The organism is Chryseobacterium sp. MDT2-18, assembly GCF_030815285.1.
Taxonomy (GTDB): domain Bacteria; phylum Bacteroidota; class Bacteroidia; order Flavobacteriales; family Weeksellaceae; genus Kaistella; species Kaistella salivictor.
In genome coordinates this window covers 61,085-76,887 of the sequence record NZ_JAUSWQ010000013.1, presented here as the reverse complement: position 1 = coordinate 76,887, position 15,803 = coordinate 61,085, and the positions used below count along the sequence as shown (strand labels likewise).

The 15,803-nt window shown below is 38.8% G+C and carries 12 protein-coding genes; 6 read left to right on the top strand and 6 right to left on the bottom strand.

Annotated features, from left to right (window positions below; translation table 11 throughout):
- Positions 1-117: 117 nt before the first annotated feature.
- The 6 genes from QF004_RS12545 to QF004_RS12520 form a co-directional block, all read right to left on the bottom strand.
- Complete coding sequence (locus QF004_RS12545) at positions 118-837, bottom strand: SDR family oxidoreductase (protein WP_307426845.1); 720 nt, start codon at positions 835-837, stop codon at positions 118-120.
- 78 nt (positions 838-915) lie between these two features.
- Positions 916-1,584: an FAD-binding oxidoreductase gene (locus tag QF004_RS12540; RefSeq protein ID WP_307426842.1), complete on the bottom strand. Its 669-nt coding sequence runs from the start codon at positions 1,582-1,584 to the stop codon at positions 916-918.
- A gap of 285 nt (positions 1,585-1,869) precedes the next feature.
- A complete protein-coding gene (asnB, locus tag QF004_RS12535; RefSeq protein WP_133439916.1) occupies positions 1,870-3,540 on the bottom strand; it encodes an asparagine synthase B in 1,671 nt (556 codons plus the stop codon).
- A 219-nt stretch (positions 3,541-3,759) separates the two neighbouring features.
- Entirely contained in the window at positions 3,760-5,352 is a 1,593-nt protein-coding gene (locus QF004_RS12530) for a GMC family oxidoreductase N-terminal domain-containing protein (protein WP_307426838.1), read from the bottom strand.
- A gap of 320 nt (positions 5,353-5,672) precedes the next feature.
- A complete protein-coding gene (locus tag QF004_RS12525; protein ID WP_307426835.1) occupies positions 5,673-7,337 on the bottom strand; it encodes a GLPGLI family protein in 1,665 nt (554 codons plus the stop codon).
- A 158-nt stretch (positions 7,338-7,495) separates the two neighbouring features.
- Entirely contained in the window at positions 7,496-8,701 is a 1,206-nt protein-coding gene (locus QF004_RS12520) for an RsmB/NOP family class I SAM-dependent RNA methyltransferase (protein ID WP_133439913.1), read from the bottom strand.
- A 417-nt stretch (positions 8,702-9,118) separates the two neighbouring features.
- On the opposite strand from QF004_RS12520, the gene QF004_RS12515 reads away from it, so the two are divergent.
- The 6 genes from QF004_RS12515 to QF004_RS12490 all read left to right on the top strand — a co-directional run bounded on the left by QF004_RS12515 (position 9,119) and on the right by QF004_RS12490 (position 15,803).
- Entirely contained in the window at positions 9,119-10,531 is a 1,413-nt protein-coding gene (locus QF004_RS12515; RefSeq protein WP_307426832.1) for an MFS transporter, read from the top strand.
- Positions 10,532-10,649: 118 nt separating this feature from the next.
- Positions 10,650-11,525: a pirin family protein gene (locus QF004_RS12510; protein WP_307426829.1), complete on the top strand. Its 876-nt coding sequence runs from the start codon at positions 10,650-10,652 to the stop codon at positions 11,523-11,525.
- Positions 11,526-11,614: 89 nt separating this feature from the next.
- Positions 11,615-12,271, top strand: coding sequence for an NAD(P)-dependent oxidoreductase (locus QF004_RS12505; protein WP_133439911.1), 657 nt, complete (start codon positions 11,615-11,617; stop codon positions 12,269-12,271).
- Between the two features lie 89 nt (positions 12,272-12,360).
- Positions 12,361-13,269 carry a pirin family protein gene (locus QF004_RS12500; protein ID WP_307426826.1) on the top strand — a complete coding sequence of 303 codons (909 nt, stop codon included), beginning with the start codon at positions 12,361-12,363 and terminating at the stop codon, positions 13,267-13,269.
- 365 nt (positions 13,270-13,634) lie between these two features.
- Complete coding sequence (locus QF004_RS12495; protein WP_133439909.1) at positions 13,635-15,143, top strand: catalase; 1,509 nt, start codon at positions 13,635-13,637, stop codon at positions 15,141-15,143.
- An 87-nt stretch (positions 15,144-15,230) separates the two neighbouring features.
- Positions 15,231-15,803 carry a TMEM175 family protein gene (locus QF004_RS12490; RefSeq protein ID WP_307426823.1) on the top strand — a complete coding sequence of 191 codons (573 nt, stop codon included), beginning with the start codon at positions 15,231-15,233 and terminating at the stop codon, positions 15,801-15,803.

The window sequence follows — 15,803 nt, the reverse complement described above, 5'->3', positions numbered from 1 at the left end:
ATTTAAATTTTTTTTAGGATTTATTTTTAAAACAAATGCCTTTGATTTGTGTTTTGTATTTTAATTGATAACACTGATTCTTTCATTCCTGCAAATATCTGCGAAATAATTTTCATTTTAGACCAAATGCTCGCCACCGTCAATATATAAAATTTGTCCGGTGAAGAATTTACTGTCCAAAATAAACTGAACCGCTTTTAAAATCTCCTCTAAATTACCAATTGTTTTTAAAGGAATATTCTGAGCCAAATTTAACAGGTAACTTTCATCTTTCCCTTCCGGAGGCAGAATCAGCCCAGGTGCAATTCCGTTGACTCTGATATTCGGAGCGAGTTCTACCGCAGAAATCATGGTAAAATCCTTCAGTAATTTTTTACTCAAAATATAATCGAGGTGAACCGTACTGTTTTTGGCCACTTTGGTATCAACGAAATTAATGATATTTCCCGTCCCAAAAACATTCGCAAATGCTTTGGTTAGAAGATAAGGATTTTTAAAATTGATGGTCATTTCTTTATCGAACAGCGCACTTCCCTGATCTTTAAAATTCGAAGGAATAAAATCTGAGGCACAGTTCACTAAAATTTCGATGCTGATTTCCTTTTCTTTTAATTCTGTAAATATTTGATCGAAATCATTGTCTTTCAAAAAATTAATCTGCAGCAATTCTACCTCCACGCTGTTGGGTAAAGATAGAATTTCATCTTTTACTTTTTGGGCTTTTTCTACAGAGGAATTATAGTGAAACACCAAATTGTAGCCTTTTTTGGCAAGATGAATGGCGACCGCTTTTCCGATCCGGTCGGCGCTGCCGGTTACAAGAGCATAATTTTTCATATTTGTTTTTTTGACTCAATAATGCTCAAGTCAGATCTTTTAACTTGAGCGCAATAAATTTAATAAATAAAAATCGGTTTAGAAACCTTCTTTCACGATATATTCTTCGGATATTCCTAATGTTTTTAAATGGCCTTCAACCGCTGTCATCATTGGTGGCGGACCGCAGAGGTAGTAATATTTTAAATTTTCTTCCGCATATTTTTTAATGAATTCTGCAGAGATATAGCCATGTTCATACCCTTCTAAATTTTCATCGGAAAGAATATTGATGAAATTTTTCCCGAGCATTGATGCAAATCGCTCTTCTAAAATAATATCTGCTTTTTGTTTATTGGCGAAGATGAGCTTGTTTCCAATGAGTTTATTCTGCCTTTCTAAATTTTTCAGAATGGCTATAAATGGCGTTACTCCCGCACCACCTGCAATGAAAATTCCTGGTCCTTTATAATAAATATCTCCAAAAGGCTTATATATAAGAACCTCATCTCCGGGTTTTGAAGAAAGAAGCTCATTGGTTACTCCTTTACGTTCGGGATAAGTTTTGATGGTAAATTCGATCTGGTCATCTTCAGGAAGAGAGGTAAAGGTGAAACAGTTTTTCTTTTCGCTCCAGCCGGGTTTATTAAGAGAAATATCAACCGCCTGTCCGGGGATATAAGTCAGCCCTTCCGGTTTTTCAAGTACGATGTGCAGAACATCATGAGTAAGATGTTCAACCGCTTTAATGGTAGTTAATTGTGACATGATTCCTTGTTTAGGATTATAAATATACGATAAAATTTTTTCGCAAATGTTTCATTTTTGAAGTCTAAAACGAACATAAAGCGACTTTCATCAATAGTTTTTATAAATAAATACAGGCATAAACGGCTTCTATCAATTCGCCCATACCGGTATGCTATAGAGCTTCCCAAATATTTTTAAACATCGGTTAAATAGAAAAAACCGAGCGCTGACCCGGTTTCTATCCGTACTGAAATATGCTGTGTTGATTATAAATTTTCAACAGAAATATGTAACTTTTATTTTTTAATACGAATCCTCATGAACAGAAAGAACCGCTCTTCCACTTGGATCATTGGCGTTTTTAAAAGCTTCATCCCATTCCAAAGCAATCGGTGTAGAACAGGCCACAGAAGGAACAGAAGGAACCGTCGCCGCCGCAGTTTCGCTTGGGAAATGTTCTTCGAAAATAGTTCTGTACCGGTACTCTTCTTTGTTTTGAGGCGTATTTAAAGGAAAACGGAATTTGGCGTTGGTCATCATTTCATCTGAAACTTCTTTTAATGCCACTTCTTTTAAAGAATCGATCCAGGAATAGCCAACGCCATCCGAAAACTGTTCTTTTTGTCTCCAGGTAATACTTTCCGGCAATAAATCTTCGAAAGCTTTTCTCAAAACCCATTTTTCAATTTTCGGTTCGTGTGCGGTGACCATTTTATCTTTCGGATTAATCCGCATTGCCACGTCGATAAACTCTTTGTCCAAAAAAGGAACACGTCCTTCAATTCCCCAACTCATCAGCGCTTTGTTGGCCCTTAAACAATCGTATAAATGAAGCTTTCCTAATTTCCTGACATTCTCTTCATGAAATTCTCTGGCATTCGGTGCTTTGTGGAAATACAGATAACCACCAAAAATCTCGTCGCTTCCTTCACCGGAAAGCACCATTTTAATGCCCATCGATTTAATCACTCTTGCCAGCAAATACATCGGTGTTGAAGCCCGGATCGTGGTAACATCATAGGTTTCCAAATGATAGATCACATCGCGGACAGCATCTAAACCTTCCTGAATGGTGAAATGAATTTCATGGTGAATGGATCCGATATGTTCGGCTGCTTTTTGGGCTGCAATTAAATCCGGACTTCCTTCCAAACCCACCGCAAAACTGTGCAAACGCGGATACCAGGCTTCCTGAGTATCGCCACTTTCAATTCTGTTTCTCGCATATTTTGCTGTTACGGCGGAAATGATTGAGGAATCCAAACCTCCGGAAAGTAAAACGCCGTACGGAACATCGCTCATCAGCTGACGGTGAACGGCCTCCTCAAGTGCTTTCCGCAAATCCGCAATATCCGTAGAATTGTCTTTTACGTTTTCATAATCTTCCCAATCTCTTTCGTACCATTGTTGCATTTCATATCCATCTAAACTGTAAAGAAAATGTCCCGGCAAAAAAGTTTCGATCGTTTTGCAAACGCCTTCCAAAGCTTTCAGTTCAGAAGCCACATAATAACTTCCGTGCTGATCCCAACCCTGATAAAGCGGGCAGATTCCCATGTGGTCTCTGGCAATTAAATAAATATCGTTTTCAATATCATAAATTGCGAAAGCAAAAATTCCGTTGAGTTTATCGACAAAAGTTTTTCCGTATTTTTGAAATAAAGGAATAATCACTTCACAATCAGATTCTGTCTGAAAATCATATTCCGGAAATTCTTTTCTTAATTCCCGGTGGTTATAAATTTCCCCATTAACGGCTAAAACAATTTTTCCATCTTTTGAAAATAAAGGCTGTTTCCCGGAAGTAGGATCTACGATTGCCAGACGCTCGTGCGAAAAAATCACTTTTTCATTTTGAAAAACACCGCTCCAGTCCGGACCGCGGTGACGGATTTTTTTCGACATTTCTAATAGCTGAGGTCTTAAGAGTTCGGTTTTTTGTTTTGCGTCAAACAGACATACAATTCCACACATGATTCTTATATTTATTCGTTTTGTAACTTTTAATTAAAATTCTACTGCAAACATATAATAACTGTTTACAAAACGAAACAAAAAATTTTAATATAAGAATTATTTACTATTATTAAATTTTATATAGAAAAAAATTAAGTTTTAGCAGAAATTTTATAGCCTGTGGTTGAAAAAAATCATTTCTCACAAGCAATTATTTTTAAAATACGGCCAAAAATTTTAACTAAAATCCTCTTTAATTAAATGTTCCATACAATATTCTGCAATTGCCGTAATGGTCACAAAAGGATTTACGCCAATCGTTCCGGGAATTAAGGAACCGTCAATTACATATAAATTCTGGTGCCCATTCAATCTTCCAAACTGATCGGTTGCTTTTCCCAAGACAATTCCGCCCAACGGATGATAACAGATATCTGCGCCAAAACCGTTCTTAAAAAGTAAATGAGAACGCGTTCCGCCATTGGCATTATTCATGGTTCGCAGAAAATATTTAGCATTGTCTTTCATGTGGGAAGTATGGGATTCATCCCAGTTTAGCTGAAGTTTTTGATCCGTTAAATCATAAGTAACTTCGCCAAACTTCTTCAGTTTGTTGACCAGTAAATAAAGTGATGTTGCCACATTCATTCCCATTGGTAAAGGCGCAATTTCTACAAAGAAAGGATGCTTTTTATCTTCCCAATGATCGATTCCGCCAACCGGAATTGTCGATTGCTTAGATCCGGTGCCACCAGAAAAAGCTTTTACCCAATTTCGCCCGGTCATAAAGTTCCCGTTATTTCCCCATTCTTTACCGATATGTTGATCAACAGGAAGTTGGGTAACGGCATTTGATTTCAATAACAATTCCAGCGAACCCATTGTCCCGGCTGAAAGAATTAATTTTCTGGCGTTGATGATTTTATGTTGAATTTCTTGACCGTTCGTATTGATCACAGAAATATCTAGCGCATAACTTTTATCCGGATTTTGGGTGATATGATTCACCTGATGCAGTTCAAGAATTTCTAAATTCCCGGTTGCAGCAGCTTTTTTTAAATAGGTTTTATCGAGCGAATTTTTACCGTGATTATTTCCATAAATAACTTCCCCAGCCAAAGCCGAACGCGGAACTTCATTTCTGTATTCCTTTTCCATGTAACGGAAATCATAGACATTCGGAACCCGAACGGTTTTGAAGCCAGCCTTTTTCGCCTCTTCTTCGCCAACTCTGTTGAATTTGTAGAAATCACAGTCTTTCAGAAAATCTTCTGAAGCTACATTGGTTTTCAATTCTTTATTGGCTAAAGGGAAATAATGGGAATAGAATTTTTCGGTATCCAAATTGGGGAATATTTCTTTAAAGTATTCTTTTTTAGGAGTCACTGCCATTCCGCCATTCACCAAAGAACCGCCTCCAACTCCCCGACCGAGCCAGATTTTAATATACTCAAAATCGAGCCGGTCCAGTGCACCTGTAAATTTATCGAGTCTGAAAAGATTCATAAATGGTGCGATGGTTTTTGTTTTCAGCCATGCTGCAGAATGTCCGGGATTAATCATCGGTGAAAATTTCTTGCCGGACTTTTCCCAGTTCAAACCCATTTCCAACAACGTTACCGGAATGTTTTTTTCAGTAAGACGTAACGCGGCCACCGAACCGCCATATCCGGATCCAATGATAACCACTTCTTTTTCAAAAGTTTCTGATGGTGTTCCGGGTTTTCTCTCCAAACGATTTTCTGACTTTCCAAATAAACTGCCTGATCCTAAAAAGAAAAAGGCAGCGATTCCTAAACTACTGGTTTGAATAAATTCTTTGCGGTTCATACCAAATATTAAACAAAAACTGTACTACAATTGAAATAAAAAGCAGAAAAACAGGAGTGTTACATAGTAAATCAACACTGCGACTTTCGGAAGAAAATTGTTTTTACGATCATAGTTTAAATTTAAAAAATAGGATCCCGCAGATTCTTAAAAAGGCATTTTGAAATTCATTTTGAAAGAAAAACTGCCTGTCATTTTAGCCCCGATCGCAGCGGCATCCTCTGGGTTTTTTTCTTAGAAAAAAGCCAGAGATATAGCGGAGAGCGGGACCGGGTTTGTAAGAAGTGAAAACTTTTATGCTCCTAAAAAGAAAAATTTATTTATTCGTCGCCCAAAAGAACACCGGAGACATTCCAGGAGCTGAAACTGTTTCCCTCTCTTTTTCCTTGTGGAATGAGGATTTGGATCTGATGATTACCCGCTTTTAAATCGCCCAAAGAAATGTAATTAGGATTCGTTGTCGTGCCTGGACACCAATTGCTGCGGCTGTAATCGGAGGAAGAAAGTCCGTTGGCAAAGTTACCGGAAGCCGGGTTATAAAGGCGATAACTCCCACAATCTGTCCGCCACGGAATAAAAGAAAAAACCTCTTTCCCGTCTACCAGAATCCGATTTTCTTTCGGTAAAAATTCGTCACCATTTTCCCAGCCGCCATGTCCAGTCGTAATGTAACGGAGCTTTGCATTTTTCAAATCCTTGGTAAGCGTGAAACTGGTAGTCAGACCGTTCGGCGAATCAAACATGGTGGCGTAATCCTGTCCGGCCATTTCCATGATATTTAAGGTGTTGAAAAGCGGTATTGCGGTGTTGTTTTTGAAAACATCTAAACCGTCTTTGTGAAGCGTAACTTCTAAAGAAATTTTATGTCCGTTTTTGTCGTAATTACCGATGAATACGCCGGTCCAGAATTCTTTACCGCTCAGCATTTCTTTCAGATCCGAAATATCCTGCCGGTACATCACTTTATCGTGCCAGTTTTTATCTTTCAGTTTCAGATGATTAAACTGCTGAATTCCAAAAGGCGTGAAAAACCTCATCAACTCCAGCGCAGGCTCGTAGATTTCGGTAGCAGCGACTCCCTGATAGGTTTTGCCATTTCCATTGTCGAAAGCGGGAACTGTTTTGGGTCCGTTTTGTAAAGCGTCGAAAAAGCTCTTTTCTTTATTTTGCGGGATAATGAAAACGGTTCCTGTTCGGTCGTAAGCATCGCCAGCAGACTGTTCGGTCAGTTCAACGAAGACATTACTATTGGCTTCTATTTTGGGATATTTTACTTTTTTAAGAATAACGGTTCCTTTGGCAAAACGCAGAATTTTTTCATCAGATTTTAAATCATTGGTGAAATTAATGGTTTCATTTTCAAAAATTGGAACTGTTGTAAAACGGCTTTTCCAAAGTAGCTCTTTATAAGACAATTCGTCTGTTGAAGTGATTTTCTTTTTGGCGAAGATATTTTCTACGGTGAAGTTTTTCACTTTAGAAATTTCTGTTGCTTTGGTCGTGCTGTTGCCGTTTCGGGTAATTTCTAAAACCAATCCTAAATCCTGTCCTAAAATGGAGGGACCTCCTTTGACTTTTAAATCGTCGGTGTACCAAATTTCCATGGTGTTGGAATTAATCGAAGTGACTGCTTTTTTACAGAGATAACCCAAAATTTTCTTAGTCTCGCTTTTAAGTTCAAATTTTTGCTTTGCTAAAATCTCTTTATTTTGATATTCGGAAACCAGATTATTCTGCAAAAAAGCATATTGACTGACCGTATGGTCAGCTCTGTTTATTTTCTGAATTTCAAAAGGAATTTCTTTCGTTCTTTCCGCTGTTTTTTCACTCAGAATAAAAGTTTCTTTGGCATTGGTGAAAACAATTACGGGATCCTGTTTTGGATTTTCTTTCCCTTCAAAAAAGGTTTTGTAAGTAATTTTAAAATTTTGAGCGAATACAATTTGACCGACAGAAAACAGGACAACCAGAAATAACTTTTTCATTCTTTAGATTTTGAGTACTTTTTATGGAGTCTCAAATTTAAGATTTTAAAAGGAATAGATTAGAAAACAATAAAAATTGAATTCATTTTGTTTTACACAAAGACGCAGAATTTTTTATACAAAAAAAAAGGAGCAAATATTTTGCTCCTTTTAATTTATTACGCTTTTCTTTCGATCAGCGCCATATAGAATCCGTCATAGCCTTCGCTCGGCATTACTTTTTCTTCTTTTAATAAAGTGAATTCTTCATTGTTTTTAAGGAACTTGGCGACTTGCTCATTATTTTCACTTGGTAAAATAGAACAGGTTGCGTAAATCATTTTCCCTCCTTTCTTTAGGATTTTAGAATAATCCTGTAGAATTTTCTCCTGTTCTTTTTTGATTCTGTCAATAAATTCCTGATCGATTTTCCATTTAGAATCGGGGTTTCTTTTCAAAACTCCCAAACCTGAACAAGGGGAATCGATCAACAAACGGTCTGCTTTTTCATGCAGTCTTTTGATGACTTTATTATCGTCGATATATCTCGTTTCGATATTGTGAGCGCCGGCTCTTTTGGCACGGCGTTTCAGTTCTGCCAATTTCCATTCGTAAATATCGAGGGCGATAATCTGACCTTTGTTTTTCATTAGAGCCGCCAGGTGCAAGGTTTTCCCACCTGCTCCGGCACAGACATCCACCACGCGCATTCCTTCTTTTACGTCCAGAAGTTCACCGATTTTTTGGGAACTTGCATCCTGAACTTCGAATAAACCGTCTTTAAAGGCCGAAGTTAAAAAAACGTTTTTCTTCAGCTCTAATTGGACGGCATCCGGATAATTCGGAATCAGGAAACTTTCTACATTCTCGTCCCGCAAGTCAGAAACCAATTCTTTAGCAGTGGTTTTCAAAGTATTGGCACGAAGGATGGTAGGAGCCTGCTCGTTCAGCGCAACCATTTCTCTTTCCCAGCTCTTGCCGAGTTCTTTTTCCAAAGTTTCTGCCAACCAGTCTGGGATTGAATATTCAATCGCTTTGGTAGGAACGGTATGTTTCTTTAATTTAATTAGAATATCAGCGTTTTTCACGCCATCGAATTCTTCAAATTTTTTATAATGCGTTTTGGTCCAGAGACAATACGCCAAAATCATTTTGTAAATATTGTTCGGTTTCACGCCTTCACCCATATAATATTCCAGGCGTTTTTTCCAACGGATGATATCGTAAAAAATCTGAGCAACTACTTTTCGGTCTTCGCTGCCCCATTGTTTATGTGATTTCAAAAGCCTTTCAATCACTTTATCGGCATATTTTCGGTCTTCGAAAAAGGTTTCCTGCAGTGCGTCGTGAATTCCTATGAGTAAGTTTCTGTGTATGAGTTCCATTTCGGATATTTTTTAGGTTCAATTCAATCTCGAATCTTCGGATTAAATTTTTTGCAAAAATAAGGTTTTTAAACCGAAACATAGCAGGAATATTTTGGGTGCACATTTCGGTCTTCCACTCCCAAAACCGGGAATAAGTTTCGGCGGGACAAATAAAAATAACAGAGTCATTTTTTTTTTGGCCAGCCCTTTTTTCCACAGTAAAAAAGAAGATTTCCGTTCAAGCCGGGCGTAGATTTCCGGCAAAATACAGTCAAACACCCCATTACACATGATCCGTTTTTCAACTGCACAATTTTTCCCTCACTTTTTATACTTCCGACGAAAAATCTATTAGTTTCTATCTGCTCAACAGAGATGATCTATGAAAGGTTTTTATAGCGTTCCTAAGTGATGGCAAATCCTTTGCTGTGATTTATGTCAATTTACTTCATGCCCATGAACCAGAACGCTTCTGTTAAAAAATTCCTTCCCTTAATTTTGGCCACGGCCATTTTTATGCAAATGTTGGACTCCACCATTCTGAATACTTCATTACCATCCATCGCAAAAGACTTACACGAATCGCCTTTGAACATGCAGAACGCGATTATCAGTTATGTATTAACGCTGGCTTTGTTCATGCCTGTAAGCGGATTTTTGGCCGACAAATTTGGAACGCGGAAAGTCTTCATCACTTCTTTGATTATTTTCAGTTTGGGATCATTGCTTTGCGCCCTTTCTCAAAACCTCAACCATTTGGTGCTTTCAAGGGTGATTCAAGGGGTTGGCGGAAGTTTGATGACGCCGGTCGGCCGCCTGGCTTTAATCAAAACATTCAAAAAAAACGAACTGATGAAAGCGATGAATTATGCGATAATCCCAGCGCTGATAGGCCCTATTCTTGGTCCGTTGGTCGGTGGATATATCGTCGATTATTTATCCTGGCACTGGATTTTCCTCATTAATCTTCCCATTGGTCTGCTTGGACTTTTGCTCAGTTTAAAATACATGCCTGATTACCGGTCCCAAACTATTTCGTTTGATTTAAAGGGGTTTTTAATATTTGCCTCGGCTTCGTTGCTTCTTTCCATTTCGCTGGAAATGTTTGGCGCCACACAGCCCACCACTTTAATTTTGCTTATTTTCACATTGGGATTTTTAATGATTTATTATTATTACGTTCATGCCAAAAAAACAGAAAATCCTATTTTCCCTTTAAATTTATTTCAGGTAAGAACGTTTCGCGTAGGAATTTTAGGGAACTTAGCAACCCGGTTGGGAATCAGTTCTATTCCACTTTTACTGCCACTGATGATCCAGATTGCGTACGGACAATCCGCTGTAATTTCCGGTTGGATTGTCGCGCCAATGGCTTTAACTGCCATGTTGGGAAAATCTTTTGTCATTAAAATCCTCGACAGATTCGGCTATCGACGAACCTTGATGACCAATACTTTTATCATTGGCTTCTTGATCGCCTGTTTGGGAATTCCCGGAATTAACACTTCCCTGTTTTGGTTTGTTCCCATCATTGCAATTCTCGGATTTTTCAATTCCATTCAGTTTACATCGATGAATACGATTGCGATTGCAGATTTACGGGATTCTCATACGAGCAGTGGAAATTCACTCTTAGCAGTCAATCAACAACTGGCCGTAGGATTTGGCATTGCGATTGGCTTAATTATCTTAAAATTATTTGAAGACAGTCTATCGATAACCTCTGGAAAAATACATTTTGCATTTCGGTACACCTTTTTTCTGGTCGGGATTCTGACAATATGTACGGGATTCGTTTTCCGAAGGCTTCATTCCACGGATGGCAACAATATGAAATCACAGGTATAATTTTCGCAAATTAAAAAAAACAGCGGTTGGATAAATTACACATTTCCTCTAACTTATCCTATATCAATGCATTTGCTTTTTTTCCGGTGTACATTTGCAGTTGTAAACAAGAAAGAAAATGGCAACTAAAAAAGTAGAAATAACCGTTCCGCCAAGACCTGCGCATTTTGTGGGTGATGGTTTTAGAGTACATAATTTTATTCCGGGCGGATCCCGTTTGGATATGAAAAGAATGGACCCATTCATTATGTTGGATTATAATTCTAAATATAATTTCGGTCCGACTAAGGTTCCAAGAGGGGTTGGCGTTCATCCTCACCGCGGCTTTGAAACGGTAACTATCGCCTACCAGGGAAAAGTGGAGCATTATGATTCCGCAGGTGGCGGAGGCATTATTGGCGAAGGCGATGTACAGTGGATGACGGCCGCTTCGGGCGTTTTACATAAAGAATTCCACGAATCTGAATGGTCAAAAAAAGGCGGTATTTTTCAGATGGTTCAACTTTGGGTGAATCTTCCGGCGAAATACAAAATGAGCACCCCAAAATACCAGGCGATTGCCAACTCAGATATGGCAAAAATAGATTTGGCTGAAAACGGATGTATTGAATTGATTGCGGGTGATTATCAGGATCAAAAAGGTCCGGCAACTACTTTCAGTCCGGTTCATATGATGAACGCCAAATTGAAAAAAGGGGGAAAAGCAGAATTTAATTTCCCCGCCCATTTCAATACTGCAGCTTTGGTGATTGAGGGAAATATTATCGTGAATGGCGAAGAAAAAGTTCCAACCGATCATTTTGTATTATTCAAAAATGAAGGAGAAACCTTTACCATAGAAGCCACCGAAGACAGCATTATTTTAATCGTAAGCGGTGAACCTTTAAATGAACCGATTGCGCCGCACGGCCCTTTCGTAATGAATACCCGCGAAGAAATCGTTCAGGCTTTCGATGATTATAATAATGGGAAATTTGGGTATCTGGAAGATTAGATTTCCGGTAGAAACTTGCCTTATGTTTAAAAACAGATTTACATCATCCTAAAGATTCACTCAGTTATTAATTTATAATTCTATAAAAAATGAAAATCTCACTTATCGGCGCTACAGGCTATGTAGGAAATGCCATTCTCAAAGAGCTTTTGGAAAGAAATCATCAGGTAACCGCCATCGCAAGAAATACGGATAAACTGACTATTGAACACGAAAATCTTAAAAAAAAGAATATCGATATCTTCAACCTAACCGATTTATCGCAGGCTATAAAAGGCAGCGATGCCGTCATCAGCGCTTATAATCCGGGCTGGAGCAATCCCAATATTCATGAGGAGTATCTGAAAGGAGCAACATCTATTCAGAATACGGTAGAAATTTCCGGTGTAAAAAAACTCATCGTGATCGGTGGCGCAGGAACTTTGAAAATTGATGGCAAGTATATTGTTGACGGACCGGATTTTCCGAAGCAACTGTACCCCGCAGCAAGCGCTGTAAAAAAATATTTCGTAGAAAATCTAAGTAAGAATAAAACCCTCGACTGGGAATTTTTCAGTCCGGCAATCGAAATGAGCAATGTGAGTGACACTCAGATAAAAACAGGGAAATACCGTCTCGGAACAGAATCACCGGTTTTTGACCAAGATGGCCGCTCCAGACTTTCCGTTCAGGATTTAGCGCTGGCTATCGCTGACGAACTTGAAAACAAAAAATTCAACCATCAGATTTTCACCGCCGCTTATTAATGTCAAAATATCTTGAATTGTTAAAACCCTTTTGAAAGTAGATAGGGCAGATCATAAAATATTAATTTCATAAGCTAACCTAAAAAATCATGTCAAACATCGGAATAATTATTGAAGAAAAAGCCGCCAATATCGGAAACTTTTTAGTGGGAAGATTGCTGCCGTTTCGTGAAAAACGGGCAGTTGGTCCTTTCGTTTTCATCGATCACATGGGTCCTATTGCTTTAAAAGATTATCAGAACTTCGATGTACCGCCCCATCCGCATATCGGAGTTTCTACGCTGACTTATCTTTTGGAAGGTTCTATTCAGCACAAAGACAGTCTGGGAAGCGACATCGAAATAAAACCCGGCGCGGTGAACTGGATGACCGCAGGAAAAGGCGTAGTCCATTCTGAAAGAACTCCGGAATACTTAAGACATAGCGAAAAACATCTTCACGGATTTCAAATCTGGGTCGGTTTGCCGAAAAATTTAGAACAAACCGAACCTGCTTTTCATCATACCGAAGCCGATGAAATTCCCGTTTGGAATGAGGGCGATCTACAGTTTAAATTAATAGCCGGCGAACTTTTCGGAAGAAAATCCCCGGTTCCGGTTCACTCTAAATTATTTTTCATTGAAATCAAAAGCAAAACCCCGCAGAAACTCAGCATCGGAAAAGATTTATTTGGTGAAGTAGCGATGTATATTCTGGAAGGAAATGTGAACATCGAAGGAAATACTTTCGGCGGAAAACAGTTACTGGTTGCAAAAAATGCCACTTTATGTGAATTCGAAACCGGTGAAAACGCAACTCTATATCTTTTCGGCGGCGAACCTCTTGCAGAAGAACATTTTATCTTCTGGAATTTTGTCAACTCTGACAAAGAAATCATTGAGCAGGCAAAACTCAACTGGCAGGAGCAAAACCATGAGGCTTTCCCTTTGGTTATCGGTGATGATAAAGATTTCGTTCCGCTTCCGAAAGCAGTTCTGAACGGAAAATTATCAAAGTAAATTTATAGGATGCATACTTTAATGCAGATCATTGATTCAATTTATCTTAAAAAGCCTCTGCTATTTTCTTGCGGCAGAGTGGGAAAATAACAGATTTTAAATTTTTTCAGATAATTAATTCTTTATTAAAAAAAAACGTCTTAAAACCCAAACAGACTTTTATTCTTTAAAGAAGAAACGAATTCAGTTTAAAAGAACAGTCAACCGGATGGCTGTTTTTTTTATTTCGTATCATTTGAATAATTTAGATAGAGAATTAATAAAAATTAATGCGATAAATTAAAACAAATAACCGTTTTAGATAAAATAAATAAATACCGTGGGTATTAATCCTTAACTTTATTCCATCAAAAAACAGTTCAATCATGGAAGAAAAGAAAAAACTCACGAGACAAACGGGAGCGCCGGTTCCTGACAATCAGAATGTGCAAACCGCAGGACCGAGAGGCCCGATGCTGATGCAGGATTTTTGGTTTTTAGAAAAGATGGCCAATTTCGACAGAGAAGTTATTCCCGAACGGCGAATGCACGCAAAAGGTTCCGGTGCCTTTGGAACTTTTACCGTAACCCACGATATTTCGCAATATACCAAAGCCAATATTTTCAATGAGATCGGAAAGAAAACAGAAATGTTTGCGCGATTTTCCACGGTTGCAGGAGAACGTGGCGCCGCCGACGCAGAAAGAGACATTCGTGGATTTGCCCTGAAATTCTATACCGATGAAGGCATTTGGGATCTGGTAGGAAACAATACACCTGTTTTCTTTTTCCGCGATCCGATGAAATTCCCAGATCTGAATCACGCCGTAAAACGCGATCCGAAAACCAATATGCGAAGCGCCCAAAACAACTGGGATTTCTGGACCCTGCTGCCGGAAGCTTTGCATCAGGTTACGATTGTGATGAGCGACCGTGGAATCCCAAATGGTTTCCGGCACATGCATGGTTTTGGAAGCCACACTTACAGTTTCATTAATAAAGATAATGTTCGCCATTGGGTGAAATTCCATTTCAGAACCCAGCAGGGAATTGAAAATTTAACTGATGAAGAAGCGGCAAAATTAGTGGGAATGGACCGCGAATCTTCACAGCGCGACTTATTCGACAATATCGAGAAAGGCAATTTCCCGAAATGGAAATTGTTTGTCCAGATCATGACTGAAGAGGAAGCCAAAACCTACCGTTTCCATCCGTTTGATTTAACGAAAGTCTGGTCGAAAAAAGATTTCCCTTTAATTGAAGTAGGAGAATTTGAACTCAATAAAAATGCTGAGAATTATTTTGCCGATGTTGAGCAGGCCGCCTTTAATCCGACCAATATTGTTCCGGGAATTGGATTTTCTCCAGACAAAATGCTGCAGGGAAGATTATTTTCGTACGGCGATGCACAACGGTACCGATTGGGCGTGAATCATTATCAGATTCCGGTGAATAAACCGAGATGTCCGTATCATGCTTATCACCGAGATGGCCAAATGCGCGTTGACGGGAATTATGGCGGCACGAAACATTATGAACCAAACAGCTACGGTGAATGGCAGGAACAGCCGTCCGCCAAAGAGCCGCCTTTGGAATTGTCCGGCGATGCTTACGCGCACAACTTCCGCGATGATGATGAAGATTATTTCACCCAACCCGGTGATTTATTCCGCATTATTAAAGCAGAGGGAAAAGCCGAAGTACTGTTTAAAAATACCGCCGCACAGGTGGGCGGCGCAGAAAAATTCGTTCAGATCCGCCACATCAGAAATTGCTGGAAAGCCGATCCCGAATACGGACAGGGCGTCGCAAATGCCTTGGGAATGAGTATGGATGAAGTCAACAGTTTCGACATGAGTCCTTATGACCAATGGGCTCCCTCAAAAACAAAATAGAATTAAATGAAATATATGGGAAAGTGGAAATGTTTTTAGAAAACGTTCCACTTTTTGTCTGTAAATTTATTTTCTAAAATAAAAACCGTGACCAAAGGCAGATTAGAAGCTTTCAGCGATGGCGTTCTCGCCATTATCATCACCATTATGGTATTAGGATTACAAATACCTGATGGGAATACTTTCGCCGATTTGAAACCTCTGCTCTTCAAATTTCTGTCTTATATTTTCAGTTTTATTTATGTTGGAATGTACTGGAATAACCACCATCATTTATTTCAGGCGGTTAATCATGTGAACGGTAAAGTTCTTTGGGCCAATCTTCATCTGCTGTTTTGGCTTTCGATACTGCCTTTTGCCACTGCCTGGATGGGAGAAAATAATTTCACGGAAAATCCCGTTGCCCTGTATGGATTTATTTTGCTGATGTGCGCGCTTGCCTTTAACATTTTAGAAAAATTCTGCCTGGATATTGAAGGTAAAGATTCCGCCATTGCCAAAGCACTGAAATCTACTTTAAAGGAAAAATTTTCGGCAGGAATTTATATTTCGGGAATTATAATTTCCTTTTTTTTCCCGATGATTTCTGTTATTTTGTATTATACTGTGGCATTATTATGGATCATTCCTGATGTAAGAATTGAAAAAACTTTAAAATAA

What these genes read in the sequence shown, in the direction of transcription:
- QF004_RS12545 (WP_307426845.1), bottom strand. Translation starts at nt 837, where the DNA reads ATGAAAAATTATGCTCTTGTAACCGGCAGCGCCGACCGGATCGGAAAA.
- QF004_RS12540 (WP_307426842.1), bottom strand. Translation starts at nt 1,584, where the DNA reads ATGTCACAATTAACTACCATTAAAGCGGTTGAACATCTTACTCATGAT.
- asnB (WP_133439916.1), bottom strand. Translation starts at nt 3,540, where the DNA reads ATGTGTGGAATTGTATGTCTGTTTGACGCAAAACAAAAAACCGAACTC.
- QF004_RS12530 (WP_307426838.1), bottom strand. Translation starts at nt 5,352, where the DNA reads ATGAACCGCAAAGAATTTATTCAAACCAGTAGTTTAGGAATCGCTGCC.
- QF004_RS12525 (WP_307426835.1), bottom strand. Translation starts at nt 7,337, where the DNA reads ATGAAAAAGTTATTTCTGGTTGTCCTGTTTTCTGTCGGTCAAATTGTA.
- QF004_RS12520 (WP_133439913.1), bottom strand. Translation starts at nt 8,701, where the DNA reads ATGGAACTCATACACAGAAACTTACTCATAGGAATTCACGACGCACTG.
- QF004_RS12515 (WP_307426832.1), top strand. Translation starts at nt 9,119, where the DNA reads ATGTCAATTTACTTCATGCCCATGAACCAGAACGCTTCTGTTAAAAAA.
- QF004_RS12510 (WP_307426829.1), top strand. Translation starts at nt 10,650, where the DNA reads ATGGCAACTAAAAAAGTAGAAATAACCGTTCCGCCAAGACCTGCGCAT.
- QF004_RS12505 (WP_133439911.1), top strand. Translation starts at nt 11,615, where the DNA reads ATGAAAATCTCACTTATCGGCGCTACAGGCTATGTAGGAAATGCCATT.
- QF004_RS12500 (WP_307426826.1), top strand. Translation starts at nt 12,361, where the DNA reads ATGTCAAACATCGGAATAATTATTGAAGAAAAAGCCGCCAATATCGGA.
- QF004_RS12495 (WP_133439909.1), top strand. Translation starts at nt 13,635, where the DNA reads ATGGAAGAAAAGAAAAAACTCACGAGACAAACGGGAGCGCCGGTTCCT.